General features: G+C 70.4%; 15 protein-coding genes. 9 read left to right on the forward strand and 6 right to left on the reverse strand.

Translation table 11 applies throughout. The features are described from left to right. Nucleotides 1–8: 8 nt before the first annotated feature. Nucleotides 9–1,406: a DUF3999 family protein gene (locus H8N03_RS01535; RefSeq protein WP_187074357.1), complete on the reverse strand. Its 1,398-nt coding sequence runs from the start codon at nt 1,404–1,406 to the stop codon at nt 9–11. Then, nucleotides 1,403–4,252, reverse strand: a complete 2,850-nt coding sequence (locus H8N03_RS01540; RefSeq protein WP_187074358.1) for a DUF2339 domain-containing protein — start codon at nt 4,250–4,252, stop codon at nt 1,403–1,405. Before H8N03_RS01540 ends, H8N03_RS01535 begins: the two co-directional genes overlap by 4 nt. 273 nt (nt 4,253–4,525) lie before the next feature. On the opposite strand from H8N03_RS01540, the gene H8N03_RS01545 reads away from it, so the two are divergent. Then, nucleotides 4,526–6,199, forward strand: coding sequence for a tetratricopeptide repeat protein (locus tag H8N03_RS01545; RefSeq protein ID WP_187074359.1), 1,674 nt, complete (start codon nt 4,526–4,528; stop codon nt 6,197–6,199). Nucleotides 6,200–6,328: 129 nt separating this feature from the next. On the opposite strand, the gene H8N03_RS01550 is transcribed toward H8N03_RS01545, so the two are convergent. The 3 genes from H8N03_RS01550 to xdhA are packed head-to-tail and all read right to left on the reverse strand — an operon-like array spanning nt 6,329 to nt 10,341. Continuing rightward, the gene (locus H8N03_RS01550; protein ID WP_187074360.1) at nt 6,329–6,532 is read right to left on the reverse strand and encodes an oxidoreductase-like domain-containing protein; all 204 of its coding nucleotides are present in this window, start codon (nt 6,530–6,532) and stop codon (nt 6,329–6,331) included. A gap of 30 nt (nt 6,533–6,562) precedes the next feature. Continuing rightward, nucleotides 6,563–8,872: a xanthine dehydrogenase molybdopterin binding subunit gene (gene xdhB / locus H8N03_RS01555; RefSeq protein ID WP_187074361.1), complete on the reverse strand. Its 2,310-nt coding sequence runs from the start codon at nt 8,870–8,872 to the stop codon at nt 6,563–6,565. After that, on the reverse strand, nt 8,869–10,341 hold the full coding sequence (gene xdhA, locus H8N03_RS01560; RefSeq protein ID WP_187074362.1) for a xanthine dehydrogenase small subunit: 1,473 nt from the start codon (nt 10,339–10,341) through the stop codon (nt 8,869–8,871). Before xdhA ends, xdhB begins: the two co-directional genes overlap by 4 nt. Nucleotides 10,342–10,447: 106 nt before the next feature. Here xdhA and H8N03_RS01565 point away from each other — a divergent pair, with 106 nt between their 5' ends. The 8 genes from H8N03_RS01565 (at nt 10,448) to H8N03_RS01600 (ending at nt 19,464) form a co-directional block, all read left to right on the forward strand. After that, a complete protein-coding gene (locus H8N03_RS01565) occupies nt 10,448–11,383 on the forward strand; it encodes a LysR family transcriptional regulator (protein ID WP_187074363.1) in 936 nt (311 codons plus the stop codon). Between the two features lie 13 nt (nt 11,384–11,396). Then, nucleotides 11,397–12,980 (forward strand): ABC transporter ATP-binding protein, encoded by a 1,584-nt coding sequence (locus H8N03_RS01570; RefSeq protein ID WP_187074364.1) that lies wholly within the window; start codon nt 11,397–11,399, stop codon nt 12,978–12,980. Further along, nucleotides 12,973–14,049, forward strand: coding sequence for an ABC transporter permease (locus H8N03_RS01575; RefSeq protein WP_187074365.1), 1,077 nt, complete (start codon nt 12,973–12,975; stop codon nt 14,047–14,049). The genes H8N03_RS01570 and H8N03_RS01575 overlap by 8 nt, the downstream gene beginning before the upstream one ends. Nucleotides 14,050–14,051: 2 nt before the next feature. Beyond that, nucleotides 14,052–14,972, forward strand: a complete 921-nt coding sequence (locus tag H8N03_RS01580; protein ID WP_187074366.1) for an ABC transporter permease — start codon at nt 14,052–14,054, stop codon at nt 14,970–14,972. Between the two features lie 37 nt (nt 14,973–15,009). After that, entirely contained in the window at nt 15,010–16,176 is a 1,167-nt protein-coding gene (locus tag H8N03_RS01585) for a BMP family ABC transporter substrate-binding protein (RefSeq protein ID WP_187074367.1), read from the forward strand. A gap of 134 nt (nt 16,177–16,310) precedes the next feature. After that, the gene (locus H8N03_RS01590) at nt 16,311–17,291 is read left to right on the forward strand and encodes an aromatic ring-hydroxylating dioxygenase subunit alpha (protein ID WP_187074368.1); all 981 of its coding nucleotides are present in this window, start codon (nt 16,311–16,313) and stop codon (nt 17,289–17,291) included. Further along, nucleotides 17,288–18,295 carry an adenosine deaminase gene (locus tag H8N03_RS01595; RefSeq protein WP_187074369.1) on the forward strand — a complete coding sequence of 336 codons (1,008 nt, stop codon included), beginning with the start codon at nt 17,288–17,290 and terminating at the stop codon, nt 18,293–18,295. The genes H8N03_RS01590 and H8N03_RS01595 overlap by 4 nt, the downstream gene beginning before the upstream one ends. Before the next feature lie 110 nt (nt 18,296–18,405). Further along, on the forward strand, nt 18,406–19,464 hold the full coding sequence (locus H8N03_RS01600; protein WP_187074370.1) for a D-alanyl-D-alanine carboxypeptidase family protein: 1,059 nt from the start codon (nt 18,406–18,408) through the stop codon (nt 19,462–19,464). 149 nt (nt 19,465–19,613) lie between these two features. Here H8N03_RS01600 and H8N03_RS01605 read toward each other — a convergent pair whose 3' ends face one another. Beyond that, a complete protein-coding gene (locus H8N03_RS01605) occupies nt 19,614–20,435 on the reverse strand; it encodes a TIGR04290 family methyltransferase (protein ID WP_187074371.1) in 822 nt (273 codons plus the stop codon). Nucleotides 20,436–20,451 lie beyond the last annotated feature (16 nt).

Raw genomic sequence — 20,451 nt, forward strand, 5'->3', positions numbered from 1 at the left:
CGCGCGCCTCACTCCTGCCGGGGAGCCGAAGCCTGCAACTGCCGCAGCAGCCCCCAGGCGACGCCACCGAGGACCAGCACGCCGAGGAGGAGCACGGCCCAGAGCCCCGCGGTCTTCGGTTCGACGTGGCGCGGCAGCCAGCCGAGCGGGCCTTCCCCGGCCGGGCCGCCTTGCACGGCGCCGACGCGCGCCGGCGGCAGCGCGTCCAGCGGCGTGCTTGTCGTCGCGGCCAGCAGGGAGGCCGGCAGCGCGACGGGCTTCGCCGCGGGATGCCCCGCGGCGAGCAGGTAAGGCGTGGCGCCGCCCGCGGCGAACACCACGTCGACCGGATCGAACAGCGCCCGCACTTCCAGCGGGATGCCTTCGATGCGCGCACCATGCGTGGCTTCCACGCGCAGCCAGCGCACCGAAGGGCGCCCCAGCAGGACGGGCGTGTTCGTGCTCTCCTGTCCGTTGCTGCCCAGGCGGTACACCACCGCCTGCGCGAGCACGCGCCACGGCTCGGAAGGGCGGTTGCGCCCCAGCACGCGCAGCGGCAGCACCGTGTTCCCGCGCGAGGTCGTGAAGGCGAGGCCCGCGAGCGGCGTCGCGAAAGGAAGCTGCCATTCCAGCGCGGACGCGCCGTCGGCCGCCGGCGTCCCCAGCACCGCGGCAGGCCGCTCGGGGTCCGGCTTCGCGGGCGCGAGCAGCCCCGTGAGCGCTTCGACGCTGACGCCCTCGTGCCCGCTCCAGTCCACGCGCAGGTAGCGGTCGCGCAAGGCGAGCGGCGCGCGCAGCTCCAGCGTGTCCTGCGCGGGCGCGCCTTCGCCCGCGAAGCGGTAGATGCGCCCCGACACGGGCGCGGGCGTCCAGGCCTCCAGGTCGGGGCTGGTGGCGAACGTGAGACGCACCGGCACGTTGTCCGGGATGCGGGCGCGCACGACGAGGCCGGTCACCGGGTCCTGCTGGCCGCGCGTGTCGAAGAGCGCCGCGGGCAGGCGCTGCGCGCCGGCAGGTTCGGCGGCTTTCGCATCCTGTCCCATCTGCACCCACAGCGAACGGCGCTCGCCGTTCTCCTCGATGCGCAACTGCACCGCTCCCGGCGGGAGCTTGCCGCCGGCCGGCGCCGCATGCAGCGGCAGCGCGGTGAAGGTCGCGGTCTGCCGCCGCGCCTGCGCTTCGGGCGCACGCGGCGCCACCAGCGTGAAAGGGACCGCCTGGCCCGCCGCGTCGAACACGCGCACGTCCGCCGCGACGGGCGACTGCAGGCGCGCCAGCGCGTCGGCGGGCACGGGCACGCGCACCAGCCCCTGGCCCGGGGTTTCCAGCGTGCCGCGCCAGGCGAAGGAGGAGGGCGTGGGCTCGTCCGCGGCCATCGCGGCGCCGCAGAGCAGCCACGCCGCGGCCAGGATGCGCACGCGGCTCATGGCGCCGCTCCCTGCAGCGCGTCGGCCTCCTTGGCCCGCCGCTGCGCCGGCGGCAGCGGCGCGAACCAGCCGACCACCAGCATCAGCACGCCGACGCCGATGAAGCTCACGATGCGCTCGCTGCCGCCGCGGTTGGACAGGTCGATCACGAACAGCTTCAGCACGGTCAGGGCGAGCAGCCCGGCGCCCAGCATCCACGGCAGGCGCTGCCCGCGCCGGTGCGCGGCCACCATCAGCACCACGGCGATCAGCGTCCACAGGATCGAGTAGCCCGCCTGCACGAGGAAGGAGTCGAACAGCGCGGGACCGTTCCAGGCCACGCCGCCGAAATGGTGGGCCACGCGCAGCCACACGGTGTTGAGGGCGACGAAGCCGATGCCGGCGAGCACCGCGGGCACCTCCACGCCGCGCAGCACGCCCGGCAGCGGGACGACGCCCGCGCGCAGCTTCTGCAGCCACAGCGCGCAGACCAGCAGCGCGATGGCAACCGCCAGGTCGGTCGGGTTCAGCAGGGGCACGTAAGGCAGCGGCCGCGCCTCGCCGCTGGACAGCACGGCCACGACCAGGGCACCAGCCGCGAGGGCGGCGGCCAGCGGCGCCGCGGCACGCACCGCGTAGGCCGCCAGGAAGCGGTCCAGCGGCCAGCGCGCGGCCGCACCTTGCAGCGCTCGGCGGCACGCGACCACGAGCGCCAGCAGCACGAGGCTGCCCGCCGCGAGCAGCACGACGCTCGCCCATGCGGTGCGCCACAGCTCGGCCCGGTCGATCGCGAACACGAGCACGTTGCCCGCCAGCAGTACCAGCAGCCACACGCCGCCGGCGTGCACCCATGGCCACCACGCGCTCGGGCGGCCGGCATCCAGCCGGCGCAGCATGACGGCGTGCACGAGCAGCACGACGGGCCATGCGATCCAGCCGAGGCCTTCGAACACGTGGTTCTGGTGCGCCATGCCGATGAAGGCCGCATACAGCATCACGGGCACCGCGAACCACGCGGGCGTCGCCGCGATGGTCCAGGGTCGCGCGCGGCCCGGCAGCGCGAGGCGGTGCAGCACGAACGCGCTGAGCACCCAGCCCGCGGCGCGCAGCAGCTCGCGCTGGCCGAGCCCCAGGTTCGCCACGGGGTAGCCTTGCGCGTTCGTCGTCGTGCGCCCGATCTCCACGCCCAGCGCCACCATCCACCACGCGAAGCCGATCCAGAACAGCACCGGGGAGAGGCCCGCGTCCACCTCGCGGAAGGTCCTCGCGCCCCAGCCTTCGCCGGCGGCGCGCATGGGCTCGCGCGACCACCACGCGATCGCGAGGGCCGACCCTGCGAGCATCGCCGCGCCCAGGAACGCCGGATTGGCGATGGGCCACGCGCCGGCTGCGTCCGCGCGCCAGCCCGCGTCCAGGTACAGCAGGGCCGCCAGGCCTTGCAGCAGCAGGCCGAAGGCGCAGGCGAGCCAGCGCCCCTGGCGGCGCGCCATCCAGTACACCGCCGCGCCTTCCACGGCCCAGGCGGCCGAGGTCCAGCGGTTGTCCACCGCGAGCGGCACCGCCAGCGTGACGAAGCCGAGCGCGAGCGCCGCGAAGCATTCGGCCAGCCAGCGCTGCACCGTGCCTTCGCCGGTGCGCCGCGCGAGCAGCCACCAGCCGAGCGCCGCATACACGGCGCCCAGCGCGAGCGAGGAGAAGGCGGTGGCGTACGGGATGTCGCGCACCAGCGCTGCCTGCAGCGCCATCGTCACGATCGCGTTGCCGAACACCAGCGTCGCGTCGACGGCGCGCTTCGCGGACTGGCCATGCCGCAGCGCGTAGAACAGCGCGGCCAGCAGGTACAGCACGAAGAAGGCGACCAGGAAGGGCTCGGTGCTCGCGAACTGCTCCGGCCGGTAGCGCAGCACCCCCCAGAGCGTCGCCACGCCGAAGGTCGCGAAGAAGCCCAGCAGGTTCAGCGCGCGCCAGGCGCGCAGCCACGCGATCACGACGATCGCCACGCCGAGCAGCAGGTAGTAGCCGAACAGGCCGACGTGGTTGCCCTGCCCGGTGGAGACCAGCACCGGCGCCGCGAAGCCGCCGGCGAAGCCGATGAACGCGAGCGCCTGCGCATCCAGCGCCAGGGCGATCACCGCGGAGAACAGGCAGACCAGCGCCAGCGCCGCGAAGGCGGCACCTGCGGGGAGGAAGTGCCAGACGCGGAAGGCCGCGAACAGCGTCAGGTACAGCACCGCGATGCCGGCGCCTTGCAGCGTGAGCGCGTAGGTGGCGCGCTCCGGCCGCGCGCGCATGCGGAAGCCGAACACGAAGAGGGCGATGCCCGCCAGGCCGATCGCGGCCAGCCGCAGTTCCGGCGGCAGCATCGCGTTCTCGATGGCGTACTTCGCGAGGAAGGCCAGGCCGATGAAGAGCACCAGCACGCCGATGCGCACCACCGTGTTGCCGCCCACCAGCCAGTTCCACGCGCGGGAGACGAGGGCGGTGACGAAGTCCGGCTCTTCGCGCGTGCGGGGCGCGGGGCGGGCCGGCGCTTCGCGCACGGGAACCGCCTGCGGGTGCGTGTCCTCGAAGGCGGGCGGCTCGGTGCGCGTGGCCACGACCGGGGCGGGCAAGGGCGCGGCGGTGGCCGTGGGCGGCTCCGCTGCGCGCTCCTGCCGCACGGCCGGCGCAGGTGCCGGCGCGGCTGCCGGCGCCGGCTGCACGGCCCTGTGCTGGCGGGCGACCTCCGTGCGCACGACCTGCCGCAGCGTGACGCCTGCCAGCGCCCCGAGCACGGCGCCGGCGATCACCTGCCAGTCGTTGTCGTAACCGTGGCCCGGCCACAACCAGCCGAGCACGGCGCCCCACGCGATACCCCAGAACACCATGGCGTTCCCTCCGAGAAGTGGCCGCCAGAGGATGCCGCGGCCCGGTCCCTCGCCGGGGACCTGCTCGCGCCAGTATAGGGAGGCGATACCGGCGGGCCTGCGCGGTGCCACCCGGCGCGGGCAAGCGCGTGGCAAGACGACCACGCACCGGCGACGACGGTCGGCGCGAGCCGGCCGGTCATCGGCGCCGGCGGGGCGCTCATCCGTCCGGGCGATGCCCCTGCCGGCACGCGCCGCCTAGCATCCCGCCCCAAACAAGACAGGAGAGGTCGGGTGGCGGCGGAGATCGAGATCAAGGTCAAGCAGGCGCAGATCGCGCCGTTCTGGCACAAGCTGCCGTTCTTCCTGGGCTTCCCCTTCCGGTTCGGGCCGCTCGTCGTCCTGGTGTGCCTGGTGGCGGCCAGTGCGGTGGCGGGGCTGGTGCTCGGGCCGTTCGGCATGCTCTTCCGCGGCATGCTCGTCTACCTGGGCCTGCGCTACGCGTTCAACGTGCTGGAGCTGTTCTCCAAGGGCCGGTTCGAGGGCGAGTCGCCGGACCACAGCCTCTGGGGACCGGAGAAGCGCCCGGCCAAGCTGGGGCTCGTGATCGCCCTGTTCATCGTCGCGAGCGCTTCGCTCGGCGACTACGCGGTGCAGTCGCGCATCGCGAAGGATGCCCGCGTGCAGGAGCGGCTGGTCGCCATGTACCGGCACGACCACGCCGGGGAAGTCGCGGCCTTCGAGCGGGACCGCCGCGAGTGGGAGCAGCGCCAGGCGGAACGTGCCGCGCGCCTGCAGGCGCCGGCGAAGCCGGGCGAGGCCTATGCGGCGCCGGCGGACGAGGACGAGGGGCCGGCAGCCGTGCGCGGCATCGCCGAAGCGGAGGCCGAGGAGCCGCCGCCCGCATTCGGCGTCAGCCGTGAAGACATGCTGCAGCAGTACACGCCGCGCTTCGGCGACCCGCTGTGGTTCTCGCTGCAGCCGGCCTGGTACTGGATCGTGGTCACGCTCCTCAGCCTGCTGCTGCCTTCCGCCGCGGTGGTGATCGCGCTGGAGGACAGCTTCTTCCGCGCGCTGAACCCGTTCAACGCGCTGCACCTGCTCGGCGCCATGGGGCGCGCGTACTTCGTGCTCTGGGTGCTGTTCCTCGCCATCGCGGGCGCGCGCCAGGCCGCCTTCCACATGGGGGCGGACTGGCCATCCTTCCTGCGGCTGCCGGTGGAGATGGCCGTGGTGACCTACCTGGGCTTCGTGCTGTTCGCGATCATGGGCTACGCGCTGTACCAGTACCACCAGGAACTGCACCTCGAGGTGGACGTCGACTTCGACGAGCACCGCGAAGCCGGCGGCGCCGAGGCCATCGCCGGGGCCGGTTCGGCACGCGCCGCGCTCGCCGCCGCTTCGCCCGCGAAGGATCCCTGGGAGCGCAAGCTGCAGGAGCTGGAAGCCGCCGGCAACTTCCGCGAGGCGATCGCCGAGGTCAAGGACCGCATGCGCTACGACCGCTTCGACGTGCCGCTCAACACGCGCCTGCACGCCCTGTACGAGAAGCTCGGCGACCGCGACCTGGTGCTCGCCCACGGCCAGCAGTACCTCTCGGCGCTGGCGCGGGCGGGGCAGGGCCGGCCCGCGGCGGACGTGTTGAAGAAGCTGCAGGCACTCGACCCCGCCTACCAGCCGCAGGACGGCGACGTGGTGCTGCCGGTGGCCACGGTGGCCTTGCGCCAGGGCGAGATGCCGCTGGCCAGCGCGCTGCTGCGCGGCTTCGACAAGCGCTTCCCGCAGCACAAGGACACCGCGCCGGTGTTCGTGCTGGGCGCGCGCCTGCTCAGCGAAGGCGGCCGCCAGCATGCGCAGGCCGCGAAGATCCTGCGCGCGGTGCTCCAGCGCTTCCCGGAGCATCCGGTGGCGGCGGAGGCGAAGGTGTACCTGCAGGTGCTGGAGAAGGCGATGGGGGTGGCGGCGTAGCTCGGTGGGGTTCGCTTCGCTCACCTTCCGGCGCTGCGCACCGCCACCCTACGAAGACCGACACCGCCGCAAGAATGTAGGGTGGCGGCGCGCCAGCGCCGGAAGGTGAGCGCCAGCGCACCCCACCGATCACCCTTCGCTCAGCACCGCCTCCGCATCCTCGCACCACCACCCCGCGGCCGCATACCACCCTTCCCACACGCACCCGCTGCACCCCCGCCCGCAACAGGTCGTGGGCTCCGGAGGCGGTGCGCGAAAGGAGATGCCGCGCTCGGCCAGGCGTTGGCGGAGCGCGGCGAAGCGTTCGTGGGCGGAAGCGACGGAAGGGAACACGGGCGCGACTCTAACCGCGGCCGCGCGTCCTCAGGCCTGCAAGGCCTTCAGCACGTTCTCCGCCGTCGCGGGCGCGTCCATGTGCACGCGCCCGTCCGGCCGCGCGGCCGCGGCCGCATCGCGCAAGGCTTCCCACACGCTGATCGCCAGCATGAAGGGCGGCTCGCCGACGGCCTTGCTGCCGCCGACGTTGTCCTCGCGGTTCGCCTCGTGCCAGAGCTCCACGTGGAAGTGCTCGGGCACGTCGCCCGTCGCCGGGATCTTGTACGTGCTCGGCGCGTGCGTGGCGAGGTAGCCCTTCTCGTTCCACACCAGCTGCTCGGTGGTGAGCCAGCCCATGCCCTGGATGAAGCCGCCCTCGATCTGGCCGATGTCGATCGCCGGGTTGATGGAGGTGCCCGCGTCGTGGAGGATGTCCACCTTCAGCACGCGGCTCTCGCCGGTGAGCGTGTCGATCGCCACTTCGCTGCAGGCGGCGCCGTAGGCGAAGTAGAAGAACGGCCGCCCGGTCAGCGTGTGCTTGTCGTAGTGGATCTTGGGCGTCCGGTAGAAGCCGTCGCTCCACAGCTGCACGCGCGAGTGGTAGGCGTCGTCCACCAGCTGCTCGAAGCTGATGACCGCGTCGGGCCCGCTCACCTGGCCGTTGGCGAAGATCACCTGCTCGGGCCGGCAGTTCTGCTTCTCCGCGACGTAGTCCGCCAGGCGCTGCCGCACCTGCCGTGCCGCGAACTGCGCCGCGCGCCCGTTCAGGTCCGTGCCGCTGGAGGCGGCCGTGGCGCTGGCGTTGGGCACCTTGCTCGTGTCGGTGGCGCTGATGCGCACCTTGTGGAACGGCACGCCCAGTTCGTCGGCGACGATCTGGCAGATCTTCGTGTGCAGGCCCTGGCCCATCTCGGTGCCGCCGTGGTTCACCTGCACGCTGCCGTCGGTGTACACGTGCACCAGGGCGCCCGCCTGGTTGAAGAAGGTCGCCGTGAAGGAGATGCCGAACTTCACCGGCGTGAGGGCGATGCCGCGCTTGATCACGGGGCTGCGCGCATTCCAGGCCGCGATCTCGTCGCGCCGGCGTCGGTATTCCGCCGTCTCCTCGAGGCGCGCCACCAGCGGGTCCAGGATGTTGTCCTCGACGGTCATCTGGTAGTGCGTGACGTTGCGCTCTTCGATGCCATAGAAGTTGGCCCTGCGCACGTCCAGCGGGTCCTTGCCCAGCGCCCGCGCGATGTCGCCGAGGATCGCCTCCATGACGATCATCCCCTGCGGGCCGCCGAAGCCGCGGAAGGCCGTGTGGCTCTGCACGTTGGTCTTGCAGCGGTAGGAGACGATCTCCACGTCGCCCAGGAAGTACGCGTTGTCGACGTGGAAGACCGCGCGGTCCGCCACCGGGCCGCTCAGGTCGGCGCTCCAGCCGCAGTTGGCCGCCAGCACCAGCTTCAGGCCGGTGACCTTGCCGTCGTCGTCGAAGCCCACTTCGTAGTCGTAGGCGAACGGGTGGCGCTTGCCCGTGACCATGAAATCGTCGTCGCGGTCCAGGCGCAACTTGACGGGCTTCTTCAGCTTGTTCGCGGCCAGTGCCGCCCACACCGCGATGTGCCCGGCCTGCGTCTCCTTGCCGCCGAAGCCGCCGCCCATGCGCCGGCATTCCACCTTCACCGCGTGGTTCTCCAGCCCGAGCGCATGCGCGACCCAGTGCTGGACCTCCGCGGGGTGCTGCGTGCTGGAGTAGATCCACCAGTTGTCCTGCTCCAGGGGCAGGGCGTAGCCGACCTGGCCTTCCAGGTAGAAGTGCTCCTGGCCGCCCACGTCCAGCGAGCCGGAAAGGCGGTGCGGCGCGCGGGCGATGCCTTGTTCCGGCTCGCCGCGGCGCACCGTCACCGGCGGCAGCACGAAGCTTTGCGCCTTCACGGCTTCACGCACGTCCACGATCGCGGGCAGCGGCTCGATGTCCACCTTGACCTTGCGCGCGGCGCGGCGCGCCTGCATCACGGTGTCGGCCACGACCACGCCGACCACCTGCCCGATGCACTCCACGGTGTCGAAGGCGAAGACGGGTTCGTCGTGCGTGAAGGTCGCGAGGATGCGGTCGCCGGGGATGTCCTGCGCGAGGATCACGCCTTTCACGCCGGGCATGGTCCGCGCCTCCGACGCATCCACGCCCCGCAGCTTGCCCCGTGCCACGCTGGAGAGGATGGGCGCGGCATGCAGGGTGCCGCGCACCTCCGCGATGTCGTCGATGTACGTCGCCGCGCCGGCCACCTGCGCGCGGGCGCTCTCGTGGATGTGGGAGGTGCCGGTGGCGGGCGCGACCGCCGTGCCGGCCAGGAACTTCTCGGGGGCGTTCATGGCGTCGTGGCTTCCGCCAGGCGGAAGCTCTCCAGGTTGATGTGCTGCAGCCCCTGGGTCTCGAGCCAGAAGCGCTGCATCAGGTTGCCGAGGACTTCGGAGCGATAGGCGGCAGAGGCGCGCATGTCGCTGATCGGCTGGAACTCGGAGCGCAAGGTGGCGGTGGCCGCCTTGGCGGCGTCCAGCGTCCACGGCTGGCCGCGCAGCGCGGCTTCGGTCTTCACCGCGCGCACGGGCGTGGCGGCCACGCCGCCGGCGCCGATGCCGACGTGGGCGACGACGCCGTCCTGGATGCGCGCGTTCACCACCAGGCACACGGCGGAGATGTCGTCGTCGTAGCGCTTGGAGATCTTGTACGCGCGGAGGAATTCACCGTCCGCCGGCTTCGGGACCTTGATCCACGCCACGACTTCATCGGGCGCCAGCACGTTCTTGCGGTAGCCCGTGTAGAAGTCTTCCAGCGGCATGTCGCGGTGGCCGCGTTCGGACATCAGCACGACGTGCGCCCCCAGCGCGATCAGCAGCGGCATGGAGTCGCCGATGGGCGAGCCGTTGGCCACGTTGCCCCCCAGCGTGCCCGAGTTGCGCACCGGCAGGCCGGCGAAGCGGTTGGCGAAGGTCTTGAGCTGCGGCCGGTCGGCCACCAGCGCCTCGAAGGCGTCCGTCAGCGTGACGGCGGCGCCGATGGCGACGTGGTGGTCATACCGTTCCACCTGCTTGAGTTCGGCCACGCGCGTGACGTCCAGCACCTGCGGGAATTGCATGTGCATCTTGGTGACCCACAGGCCCACGTCCGTGCAGCCGGCGACGACCTGCGCCTGCGGATGCCGCGCACGCAGCGCCAGCAGCTCGGGCAGGGACCGGGGGTCGAGATAGGTGCCGCTGCTCGGCACCAGCTCGCGCCTGGCCCGCAGTTGCTCCAGTTGCGCGATCACCGCCTGCTCGTCGACGGAGACGCGCGGCAGGTTCTCCATTTCCTGCGCGGCATCGAGGATGGGGCGGTAGCCCGTGCAGCGGCACAGGTTGCCCGAGAGCTCCTCCTGGGCGAGCTCGCGCGTGACGGCTTCGCCCTTGCACACGTGGTTCTGGTACATGCCGAACAGGCTCATGACGAAGCCCGGCGTGCAGAACCCGCACTGCGAGCCGTGGCACCGGACCATCGCTTCCTGGGCGGGGTGGAGGCTGCCGTCTGCGCCGGCCAGGTCTTCCACCGTCCACAGCGCCATGCCGTCCACGGAATGGGCGAGCCGGATGCAGCTGTTGATGGCGCGGTACTCCAGCGCGCCGTGCGGGCCGGGTTCGGCGAGCACCACGGTGCAGGCGCCGCAGTCGCCTTCGCCGCAGCCCTCCTTGGTGCCGGTGCACTGCAGGTCTTCCCGCAGCACCTCCAGCAGCGTGCGGTCGGGTGGTACATTGGTCAAGCTGACGAGTTCGCCACGCCGGACAAATCGGATCGTCTTCGATTCCATGCGATTCAGTATGGGTCTTTTCTACTGGGGAGTACAACGCGGAGGTTAGGGGGAACCCTCGGCCACCGCATACCGCTGGCCTTATGGGTGAGATGCAGGCAAAGGTATGAGGGATCAGGTTCTTTTCGACAAGATCGACCTCCACTTGATCAGGGTCCTGCATACCGTGTTGACCGAACGAAGCGTGTCGCGAGCCGCCCTCAAGCTGGGGATGTACCAGCCTGCGGTGTCGGCGTCCTTGAAGCGCCTGCGCGAACTGGCGGGCGACCCCCTCCTGGTGCGGTCGGGCGCCGGAATGGTGCCTACGGATGCGGGACTGCGCATGATCGAGCCCAGTGCCAGCATTCTTCGTGCCGCCGAGGTGCTGTTCTCGGATGCGCGCGGTTTCGAGCCCCAGACCTCCGCCCACGTCTTCCGCATCGCGGCCGCGGACTACCTCGATCCCGAGTTCCTGCCGCAGCTCGTTGCGCAGCTGAAGCACCAGGCGCCGCGCAGCCAGGTGGAGATCCACCCGCTCACCGCCGCGGCCGACTACCACGCGCAGCTCGCCAACGGCGACGTCGACCTGGTGATCGGCAACTGGCTGCAGCCGCCCGAGGACCTCCACCTGGGCAAGCTCTTTTCGGACGAGATCGTGTGCCTGGTCGCCCGCGATCATCCCGCGGTCAAGCGTGGCTGGACGGCGGAGAGCTGGCTCGCGTCCGAGCACATCGCGCCCACGCCCACGCACCCGGGCGCGCGCGGCGTCATCGACGAATTCCTGGAGGCCCAGGGACTTGCGCGTAACATCACGGCCCGCTGCCCGCATTTCGGGCTGCTGCCGCGCGTGGTGGCATCGAGCTTGCTCATCCTCACCACCGGCCGGCAATTCTGTGAACGCTACCTGAGCCTGCTGCCGGTGCAGATCCTGCCTTGTCCCGTGCCCTTCCCCGAACTCGTCTACTACCAGCTGTGGCACGAACGCAGCCATCCTTCCACCGCGGGCCGCTGGCTGCGCGAACGCGTGAAGGCCGTCGCCGCCGGGCTGCGGCCCACCCCGTGACGGAGATCCGCCCTTGAGCATCCCGCGCCTGCAGCTCGCGCACATCACCAAGCGCTTCCCGTCCGTGGTGGCCAACAGCGACGTGTCGCTGACGGTCCAGCCCGGCGAAACGCACGCCGTGCTCGGGGAGAACGGCGCCGGCAAGTCCACGCTGATGAAGATCATCTACGGCGCGCTCAAGCCCGACGAGGGCAGCGTGCTGTTCAACGGGCAGCCGGTCCACATCCGCAACCCGCAGGAAGCGCGGGCGCTGGGCATCAGCATGGTGTTCCAGCACTTCAGCCTGTTCGACACGCTCACCGTGGCGGAGAACGTGTGGCTGGGCCTGGACAAGAGCCTCACCCTGCAGCAGGTGACGCACAGCATCAGCGCCAAGGCGCGCGAATACGGGCTGGACGTCGACCCGGCGCGGCCGGTGCACACGCTGTCGGTGGGCGAGATGCAGCGGGTGGAGATCATCCGCGCACTGCTCACCAACCCCAAGCTGCTGATCCTCGACGAGCCCACCTCGGTGCTGACGCCGCAGGCGGTGGAGAAGCTGTTCGTGGTGCTGAAGCAGCTGGCGTCCGAAGGCTGCAGCATCCTGTACATCAGCCACAAGCTGCACGAGATCCGCGAGCTGTGCACGGCCTGCACGGTGCTGCGCGGCGGCAAGGTCACGGGCGTGACCGACCCCCGCCGCGAGAGCAACGCGTCCCTGTCCCGGATGATGATCGGCGCCGAGCCGCCGCAGCTGGAGCACCACGAGCGCACCCCGGGCGAGGTGGTGCTGCGCGTGCAGAACCTCACCCTGCCGCGCGAGGACCAGTTCGGCCACGACCTCGACGACATCTCCTTCGACGTGCGTGCCGGCGAGGTCGTGGGCGTGGCGGGCGTGTCGGGCAACGGGCAGCGCGAGCTGCTGTTCGCGCTCTCGGGCGAGGACACGCGGGCGGCGCCGGCGATGATCCAGGTGGATGGCAAGCCCGTGGGCCGCTTCGGCCCGGCGCACCGGCGCCACCTCGGGCTGCACTTCGTGCCCGAGGAGCGCCTGGGGCGCGGCGCGGTGCCGACCCTGGGCCTGTCGCAGAACCTGCTGCTCACGCGCACGGATGCGGTCGGCAAGAGCGGCTGGATCCGCACGGGTGCCTTGCGCCAGCAGGCCGCGGACATCATCAAGCGCTTCAACGTGAAGGCCGGCGGTCCGGACGCGGCGGCGAAGTCGCTGTCCGGCGGCAACCTGCAGAAGTTCATCGTGGGCCGCGAGATCGACGCCAGGCCGAAGCTGCTGATCGTGTCGCAGCCAACCTGGGGCGTGGACGTCGGCGCCTCGGCGCAGATCCGCTCGGAGATCCTCGCGCTGCGCGACGCGGGTTGCGCCGTGCTGGTGCTGTCCGAGGAGCTGGAGGAGCTGTTCGAGATCAGCGACCGGCTGCACGTGATCGCGAAGGGAAGGTTGTCGCCGAGCGTGGAGCGGGCGAGGGCGACGGTGACGCAGATCGGGGAGTGGATGAGCGGACTCTGGGTCGTGCATCCGTTGCGGGGGGATGCCCCTCACCCCAGCCCTCTCCCCAGGGGGGAGAGGGAGCAAGTCCGGGAGGATGGCAAGAATGTTTAAGCTGGAACCTCGTCCGGAGGCTTCGAAGTTCTGGAGCGTCGCTTCGCCCCTGCTGGCGCTCGTGATCACCGTGGTGATCGGCACGCTGCTGTTCGTGGCGCTGGGCAAGGACCCGGTGCGCGGGCTGCAGGTGTTCTTCTGGGAGCCGATCAGCTCCGGCTACCGGATCGGCGAGTTGATGGTGAAGGCCACGCCGCTGCTGCTGATCGCCCTGGGCCTCGCCGTGTGCTTCCGCTCCAACGTGTGGAACATCGGTGCCGAAGGCCAGTTCGTGATCGGCGCCGTGGTCGCCGGGGGCGTCGCGCTGCTGGCGGGCAAGGACACGAGCCGGCTGATCGTCGTCGCCGTGCTGCTCGCAGGCGTGCTGGGCGGCATGGCCTGGGCGGCGATCACGGGGCTGCTGCGTGACAAGTTCAACGCCAACGAGATCCTCGTGAGCCTGATGCTGGTGTACGTCGCCACGCTGGTGCTGAACTACCTGGTGTTCGGGCCCTGGAAGGACCCGGCCGGCTACAACTTCCCGCAGACCAAGACCTTCGAGGCAGCCACGCAGATTCCCCGCCTGTTCACCGGCTCGCGGGTGAACATCGGCGTGATCCTGTCGCTCGTCGGCGTGGCGGCGCTGTGGGTGTTCCTGTTCCGCACGCGCGCCGGCTTCGCGCAGCAGGTGGGAGGGCTCGCGCCGGCGGCCGCGCGCTACGCCGGCTTCTCCTCGCGCAAGGCGCTGTGGACGGCGCTGCTGGTCTCCGGCGGCGCCGCGGGCCTGGCGGGCGCGCTGGAAGTCGCCGGCCCCATCGGCCAGCTCACGCCCTACGTGCCGGCGGGCTACGGCTTCGCCGCGATCATCGTGGCCTTCGTCGGCCGGCTGCACCCGGTGGGCATGGTGTTCTCGGCCATCCTCATGAGCATGTTCTACATCGGCGGCGAGCTGGCGCAGTCGCGCCTGGGGCTGCCCAAGTCGCTGACCGGCGTGTTCCAGGGCCTGCTGCTCTTCACGCTGCTCGCCTGCGACACGTTGATGGCCTACCGCATCCGCTTCCTGCCTTCCACGCAGCCCGCCAAGACCTGAACATGGACCAGTACGCACTCCTCTTCGCCTCCATGCTCAATGCCGGCACGGTGCTGGCGATCGCGGCGCTGGGGCTCCTGATCAACGAGAAGGCCGGCATCGTGAACCTCGGGGCCGAGGGCATGATGCTGTGCGCGGCCATCGCGGGCTTCGCGGCGGTGGTCCACACGGGCAGCGACTGGATCGGCTTCCTGGCGGGCATAGGCGCGGGCGCGCTGCTGGCGGCGGCGTTCGGGCTGCTCGTGATCTGGATGAACACCAACCAGTACGCGACGGGCCTGGCGCTCAGCCTGTTCGGCGCGGGTTTCTCCGCCTTCGCCGGCATCCAGTACGTGCAGGAGAAGCTGCCGGAGCGGCCGCATTTCTCCATCCCGCTGCTGGGCGACATCCCCCTGATCGGGCCGGCGCTCTTCCGCCAGCATCCCATGGTGTACCTGGCGATCGGCCTGGTGGTGTGGTTGATGTGGTTCCTGTACCGGTCGCGCGCCGGCCTGGTGCTGCGCTCGGTGGGCGAGTCGCCCGAGTCCGCGCACGCCCTGGGCTATCCGGTGCGCCGCATCCGGCTGGCGGCGGTGATTGCCGGCGGGGCGCTGTGCGGGCTGTCCGGCGCCTACATCTCCATCATCTACACGCCCCTCTGGGTCGAGGGGATGGTGGCCGGCAAGGGCTGGATCGCCCTGGCGCTCACCACCTTCGCCACCTGGCGTCCGGCACGCGTGTTGCTTGGCGCCTACCTGTTCGGCGGCGTCACCATGCTGCAGTTCCACCTGCAGGGCACGGGCGTGGAGGTTCCCAGCGAATTCCTCGGCATGCTGCCCTACGTGGCGACCATCGTGGTGCTGGCGCTGATCTCGCGCAATCCGGCGTGGATCCGGGTCAACATGCCGGCCTCGCTTGGAAAACCGTTTTATCCCGGAACATAATTCGACCTTTCGTCCCAGACCTCGAAGAGGGGAAACAATGACCGACACGAAGAAACGCGCACTGCTCCAGGCGGCGGCCCTCGCCGCCGCCGTGGCAGGCCTGGCCGCCTGCAGCAAGCAGGAAACCCCCGCTCCCGCCCCGGCGCCCGCACCGGCCGCCGCCCAGGCTCCGGCGCCCGCCCCGGCCCCGCAGAAGCTCAAGGTGGCCTTCGCCTACGTCGGCCCGGTGGGCGACGGCGGCTGGACCTTCGCGCACGACAACGCGCGCAAGGCGGTGCAGCAGGAGTTCGGCGACAAGATCGAGACCTCCTTCGTCGAGAAGGTCCCCGAGTCGGCGGACGCCGAGCGCGTGATGCGCGACATGGTCGCCCAGGGCAACAAGCTGATCTTCGGCACGACCTTCGGCTACATGGAGCCGATGCTCAAGGTCGCCGCGGACCACAAGGACGTCAAGTTCGAGCACGCCACCGGCTACAAGACCGCCGAGAACCTGCGCACCTACGACAGCCGCACCTACGAAGGCGCGTACATGGCCGGCGTGATCGCGGGCAGCATGACCAAGACCAACACGCTGGGCGTGGTGGGCTCGGTGCCGATCCCCGAGGTGGTCCGCAACATCAACTCGTTCACGCTGGGCGCCCAGTCGGTGAACCCGAAGGTCAAGACCCGCGTGGTGTGGGTGGGCGACTGGTTCAATCCGCCGAAGGAAACCGAAGCGGCCACGTCCCTGATCAACGGCGGCGCCGACGTGCTGATGCAGAACACCGACTCGTCGGCCGTGCTGCAGACCGCCGAGAAGATGGGCAAGCGCGCCTTCGGCTGGGACAGCGACATGAGCAGCTACGGCCCCAAGGCGCACCTGGGTTCCGCGATCATCAACTGGACGCCTTACTACAAGAAGGCGATCGGCGACGCGCTGAACAACACCTGGTCCACGGGCCAGAGCTGGTGGGGCGTCAAGGAAGGCGCGATCGACTTCGTGTCCGTCGCCGCCGACGTGCCCGACGCCGCCAAGCAGCAGCTGGAGAAGGTGAAGGCCGGCCTGAAGGACGGCACGCTGCAGATCTGGAAGGGCCCGATCGCCGACAACTCCGGCAAGGAAATCCTGGCCAAGGACGCCGTCGCCGACGACAAGTTCCTGGGCGGCATCAACTTCTACGTCAAGGGCGTGGAAGGCAAGGTGCCGGGCGGGGAGAAGAAGTAAGGTTCCGGAATGGAACATGCAAAGGGCCGCTCGCGCGGCCCTTTGCGTTTGCTGGGGTGCGCTTCGCGCAACCCAGCCTACGGGTGGAATGTAGGCTGGGTTGCGCGAAGCGCACCCCAGCAAGGTGAGACGCGATGATTGAACGACAGCATTGGCATCCGGTGGCAGGCAGCGAAGCGATCCGCGACGCCCCTTTCGCCGTGCGCCTGCTCGGCGAAGACCTCGTCCTCTGGCGCGACCCCGCCGGCGCGGTGCACGCCTGGCCGGACCGCTGCCCGCACCGTGGCGCGCGCCTGTCGCTCGGGCGCGTGGAGGACGGCCACCTCGAGTGCCCGTACCACGGCTGGCAGTTCGCGGCTTCGGGGCGGTGCGTGCACGTGCCGGCGCTGCCGGCCTTCACGCCGCCGGCGACGCATTGCGTGAAGGCCTTCGACGTGCGCGAAGCCCACGGCCTCGTCTGGGTGCGGCTGGAGACGGGTGCCATCGACCTCCCCGCCTTCGCGGCGGAAGCGGACGCCCGCCTGCGCAAGCTGAATTGCGGCCCTTACACGGTGGAGGCCAGCGCGCCGCGCATCGTCGAGAACTTCCTCGACCTCTCGCACTTCGCCTTCGTGCACGAGGGCTGGCTGGGCGCGCGCGGTGCGTCGGCCATAGCCGACTACAAGGTGGAAGAGACGCCCACGGGCCTGCGTGCCACGCAATGCAAGGCCTGGCAGCCGCAGTCCAACCTGCACTCCACCGCGCCGGCGCAGGTCGAATACACGTATGAGGTCACGGCGCCGTACACCGCGGTGCTGACCAAGATCCCCGAGAGCGGCACGACCGCGGTGGCGGACTGGCGCGAGTCCATCGCGCTGTTCATCGCGCCGGTGGAGGCCGAGCGCAGCACCTGCTGGTTCCGCCTCGCCGTGGCGGACTTCGACTCGCCCGACGAGAAGCTGCGCGCCTTCCAGGACACCATCTTCCGGCAGGACCAGCCGGTGCTCGAATCGCAGCAACCCAAGCGCCTGCCGCTCGACCTGCGCGCGGAGCTGCACACCAGCGCCGACCGTGCGTCGTCCGCGTACCGGCGCTATCTTTCGCGCCAGGGCATCACCTTCGGAGTCCACCCATGAACCTCCCCACGCTGCTCGCCACCATGCCCAAGGCGGAGCTGCACATCCACATCGAAGGCTCGCTGGAGCCCGAGCTGATCTTCCAGCTGGCGCAGCGCAACGGCGTCGCGCTCCCGTATGCCAGCGTGGAGGAACTGCGGCGCGCGTACGCCTTCACCAACCTGCAGAGCTTCCTCGACATCTACTACGCCGGCGCCAGCGTGCTGCTGCGCGAGCAGGACTTCCACGACATGGCGTGGGCCTACCTGCAGAAGGCGGCGGCCGACCACGTGATCCGGACGGAGATCTTCTTCGACCCGCAGACGCACACGGCACGCGGCGTGTCCATGGAGACCGTGATCCGCGGCCTCTCGCGTGCGTGCAAGGACGCGAAGAAGCTCGGCGTCGATGCGGAACTGATCCTCTGCTTCCTGCGGCACCTGAGCGAGGAGGACGCGTTCGCGACGCTGGAGCAGGCGCTTCCGTTCAGGGAGCACTTCATCGGCGTCGGCCTGGACTCGAGCGAGCTGGGGCATCCGCCGGAGAAGTTCGCGCGCGTGTTCGCGAAGTGCCGCGCGGAAGGCCTGCACCTGGTGGCGCACGCCGGCGAGGAGGGCCCGCCCGCCTACGTGTGGTCGGCGCTCGACGTGCTGAAGGTGGAGCGCATCGACCACGGCGTGCAGTCCGCGAAGGACCCGGCACTCATGAAGCGGCTGGCGGACGAACGCATCCCGCTCACGGTGTGCCCGCTGTCGAACCTGAAGCTGTGCGTCTTCCCGGACCTGCAGCAGCACAACCTGCGCGAGCTGCTGGAGGCGGGGCTGTGTGCGACGGTGAACTCGGACGACCCTGCGTACTTCGGCGGCTACATGAACGACAACTTCCTGCAGACGGCCGCGGCGATCGGGCTGGACCGTCAGCATGCCTACCAGCTGGCGCGCAACAGCTTCGAAGGATCGTTCGCGGAACCGTCGGCCAAGGCGCGCTACATCGAGCGGCTGGACGCGGCGTTCGCCGCGGCTTGAGGTCTTACCGCTGGGCTTGGCGCGCAAATTTCCCGCGCCTCGGCCGCACGCGGCGCAAATTGGTTCCCGGAAGGCGGAACTTCCGCGCGTAGGACGGCACTGACTTCCTCATGACGCGAGAAGTCCCTGCGCGCCGGGCCGCCCGCTGGCTCGTCCTCCTCCTTTTTCCCTTGTTCGCCCTCGGGGTCCAACCCGCCGAGGCCGCCAAGGCCCGCACCACGCAGCATGCGGTGAAGAAGAAGGTTTCGTCCGCCAAGAAGCCGGTCGCGAAGAAGAAGGTCGCGAAGAAGAGCAGCGCCCGCAAGACGGTCGTGGCGAAGAAGGGAACGAAGAAGAAAGTCGTCGCGAAGGCGCGGCCGGCGAAAGCCTTCGTGGCCGAGGCGCCGTTCACCGGGCCGCTGAAGGTCAGCGCGAGCGCCGCGTACGTGATCGACCAGCAGACCGGCGAGGTCCTGTTCGGCAAGAACCCGGAGTCGGTGCAGCCGATCGCGTCGCTGACCAAGCTGATGACCGGCTTCATCATCGCCGAAGCGAAGCTGCCGATGAACGAGAAGATCACGATCTCCGACGAGGACGTGGACCGCATGAAGTTCAGCAGCTCGCGCCTGAAGGTGGGCACCGAGCTCACGCGCGCGCAGGCGCTGCACCTGGCGCTCATGTCCAGCGAGAACCGCGCGGCGCACGCGCTGGCGCGCACCTACCCGGGCGGCGAGAGCGCCTTCGTGAGCGCGATGAACGTGAAGGCGGCGCAGCTCGGGATGAAGCAGACGCGGTACGTGGAGCCCACGGGTCTCTCGAGCGCCAACCGCTCGAGCGCGCACGACCTGGCGCTGCTCACCGCGGCGGCCTACGACCAGCCCCTGCTGCGCCGCTACAGCACGTCGCCGGGCTACCGCCTGGGCACGGACCACGGCACGCTGCAGTACGTGAACAGCAACCGCCTGGTGCGCAGCGGCAGCTGGGACATCGGCGTGCAGAAGACCGGCTACATCCGCGAGGCGGGCTACACGCTCCTGATGCAGGCGGAGCTGGCCGGGCGCAAGCTGATCATGGTGTTCCTGGATTCCGCGAGCAAGGTGACGCGGATGAAGGACCCGGAGAAGATCCGGCAGTGGCTGAAGAGCCATCCGGAGGTGACGGCGGGGGACAAGGCGAACGCGCCGGGGTGAGGGTGGGGCGGGTGAGCGGTGGGGTTCGCTTCGCTCACCTTCCGACGCTGGCGCGTCGCCACCCTACAGGGAACCGGCCTTTCGTGTAGGGTGGGCCGGCGAATGCCGGCGAAGGTGAGCGCCAGCGAACCCCACCGCCGCGAAGCGGTTCAGGCCCCCGCTTCGACCGCATGCAACGCCGCCGCGGTCTCCTGTGCCTCGTTTGGGACCGCCCCGCGCGGAAACACCGCGTCATACTGCGTATCCCACTTCCACGCCGCCGTCTCCGCATTCGGCGCGCACACATAGATCTCCTCCGCCGGCCGCGCCGTCACGCGCAGGCCGCTCGAACGCAGCATCGCCTCGATGCCGGCGTGGTTCGGCACCCACCAGTTCGTGCGGTCGTTGGAGAAGCGGTGCTCGATGAAGGACATCTTCGGCCAGCCCGGGTCCAGCAGCGGCTCGCGCTGCGTGATCGGGTGGTCCTCGGTGTCCGGATAGACCTCCTCGCCCGGCAACGACAACGTCTGGAACATCATCATCCGCTGCGTGCGGCGCGAGAGGATGTCCAGCGCCAGCAGCGGGTAGCGCAGGTGGTAGAAGACGCCCATGAACCACACGAGGTCGAACTGCTCGTTGCTGCGCGCCAGGTCATAGACCTGCTGCTGGCGGAACTCGACGCGGTCCTGCAGGCCGAACTGGCGCGCGGCCCACTGCGCCTGGTCCAGGTACAGCGGCTCCATGTCGAGGGCGACGACCGAGGCGCCGCGCTTTGCCAGCTCGAAGCTGTAGAACCCGGCGTTGCACCCCACGTCCAGCACGCGCCAGCCCGCCAGGTCTTCGGGGATGTGGGCGCGGATCTGCTCCCATTTGAACGAGGGGAAGTCGCCGCCCAGGAAGTGGTCCGGCACCGTCTGGTGCCCCGAAGGAAGGTGCAGGTTGTGGAACCAGGGGCCCAGCGCGTCGATCTGGCGCTGCACTTCGTCTGCCATCGTCCTCTCCCTTCTT

The organism is Ramlibacter cellulosilyticus (assembly GCF_014297465.1).
Taxonomy (GTDB): domain Bacteria; phylum Pseudomonadota; class Gammaproteobacteria; order Burkholderiales; family Burkholderiaceae_C; genus Ramlibacter; species Ramlibacter cellulosilyticus.

Bases quoted from the DNA above. Each gene is read 5' to 3' on its own strand.
- H8N03_RS01535 (WP_187074357.1), bottom strand. From the start codon at position 1,406: ATGAGCCGCGTGCGCATCCTGGCCGCGGCGTGGCTGCTCTGCGGCGCC.
- H8N03_RS01540 (WP_187074358.1), bottom strand. From the start codon at position 4,252: ATGGTGTTCTGGGGTATCGCGTGGGGCGCCGTGCTCGGCTGGTTGTGG.
- xdhB (WP_187074361.1), bottom strand. From the start codon at position 8,872: ATGAACGCCCCCGAGAAGTTCCTGGCCGGCACGGCGGTCGCGCCCGCC.
- xdhA (WP_187074362.1), bottom strand. From the start codon at position 10,341: ATGGAATCGAAGACGATCCGATTTGTCCGGCGTGGCGAACTCGTCAGC.
- H8N03_RS01565 (WP_187074363.1), top strand. From the start codon at position 10,448: ATGAGGGATCAGGTTCTTTTCGACAAGATCGACCTCCACTTGATCAGG.
- H8N03_RS01575 (WP_187074365.1), top strand. From the start codon at position 12,973: ATGTTTAAGCTGGAACCTCGTCCGGAGGCTTCGAAGTTCTGGAGCGTC.
- H8N03_RS01580 (WP_187074366.1), top strand. From the start codon at position 14,052: ATGGACCAGTACGCACTCCTCTTCGCCTCCATGCTCAATGCCGGCACG.
- H8N03_RS01585 (WP_187074367.1), top strand. From the start codon at position 15,010: ATGACCGACACGAAGAAACGCGCACTGCTCCAGGCGGCGGCCCTCGCC.
- H8N03_RS01590 (WP_187074368.1), top strand. From the start codon at position 16,311: ATGATTGAACGACAGCATTGGCATCCGGTGGCAGGCAGCGAAGCGATC.
- H8N03_RS01595 (WP_187074369.1), top strand. From the start codon at position 17,288: ATGAACCTCCCCACGCTGCTCGCCACCATGCCCAAGGCGGAGCTGCAC.
- H8N03_RS01600 (WP_187074370.1), top strand. From the start codon at position 18,406: ATGACGCGAGAAGTCCCTGCGCGCCGGGCCGCCCGCTGGCTCGTCCTC.
- H8N03_RS01605 (WP_187074371.1), bottom strand. From the start codon at position 20,435: ATGGCAGACGAAGTGCAGCGCCAGATCGACGCGCTGGGCCCCTGGTTC.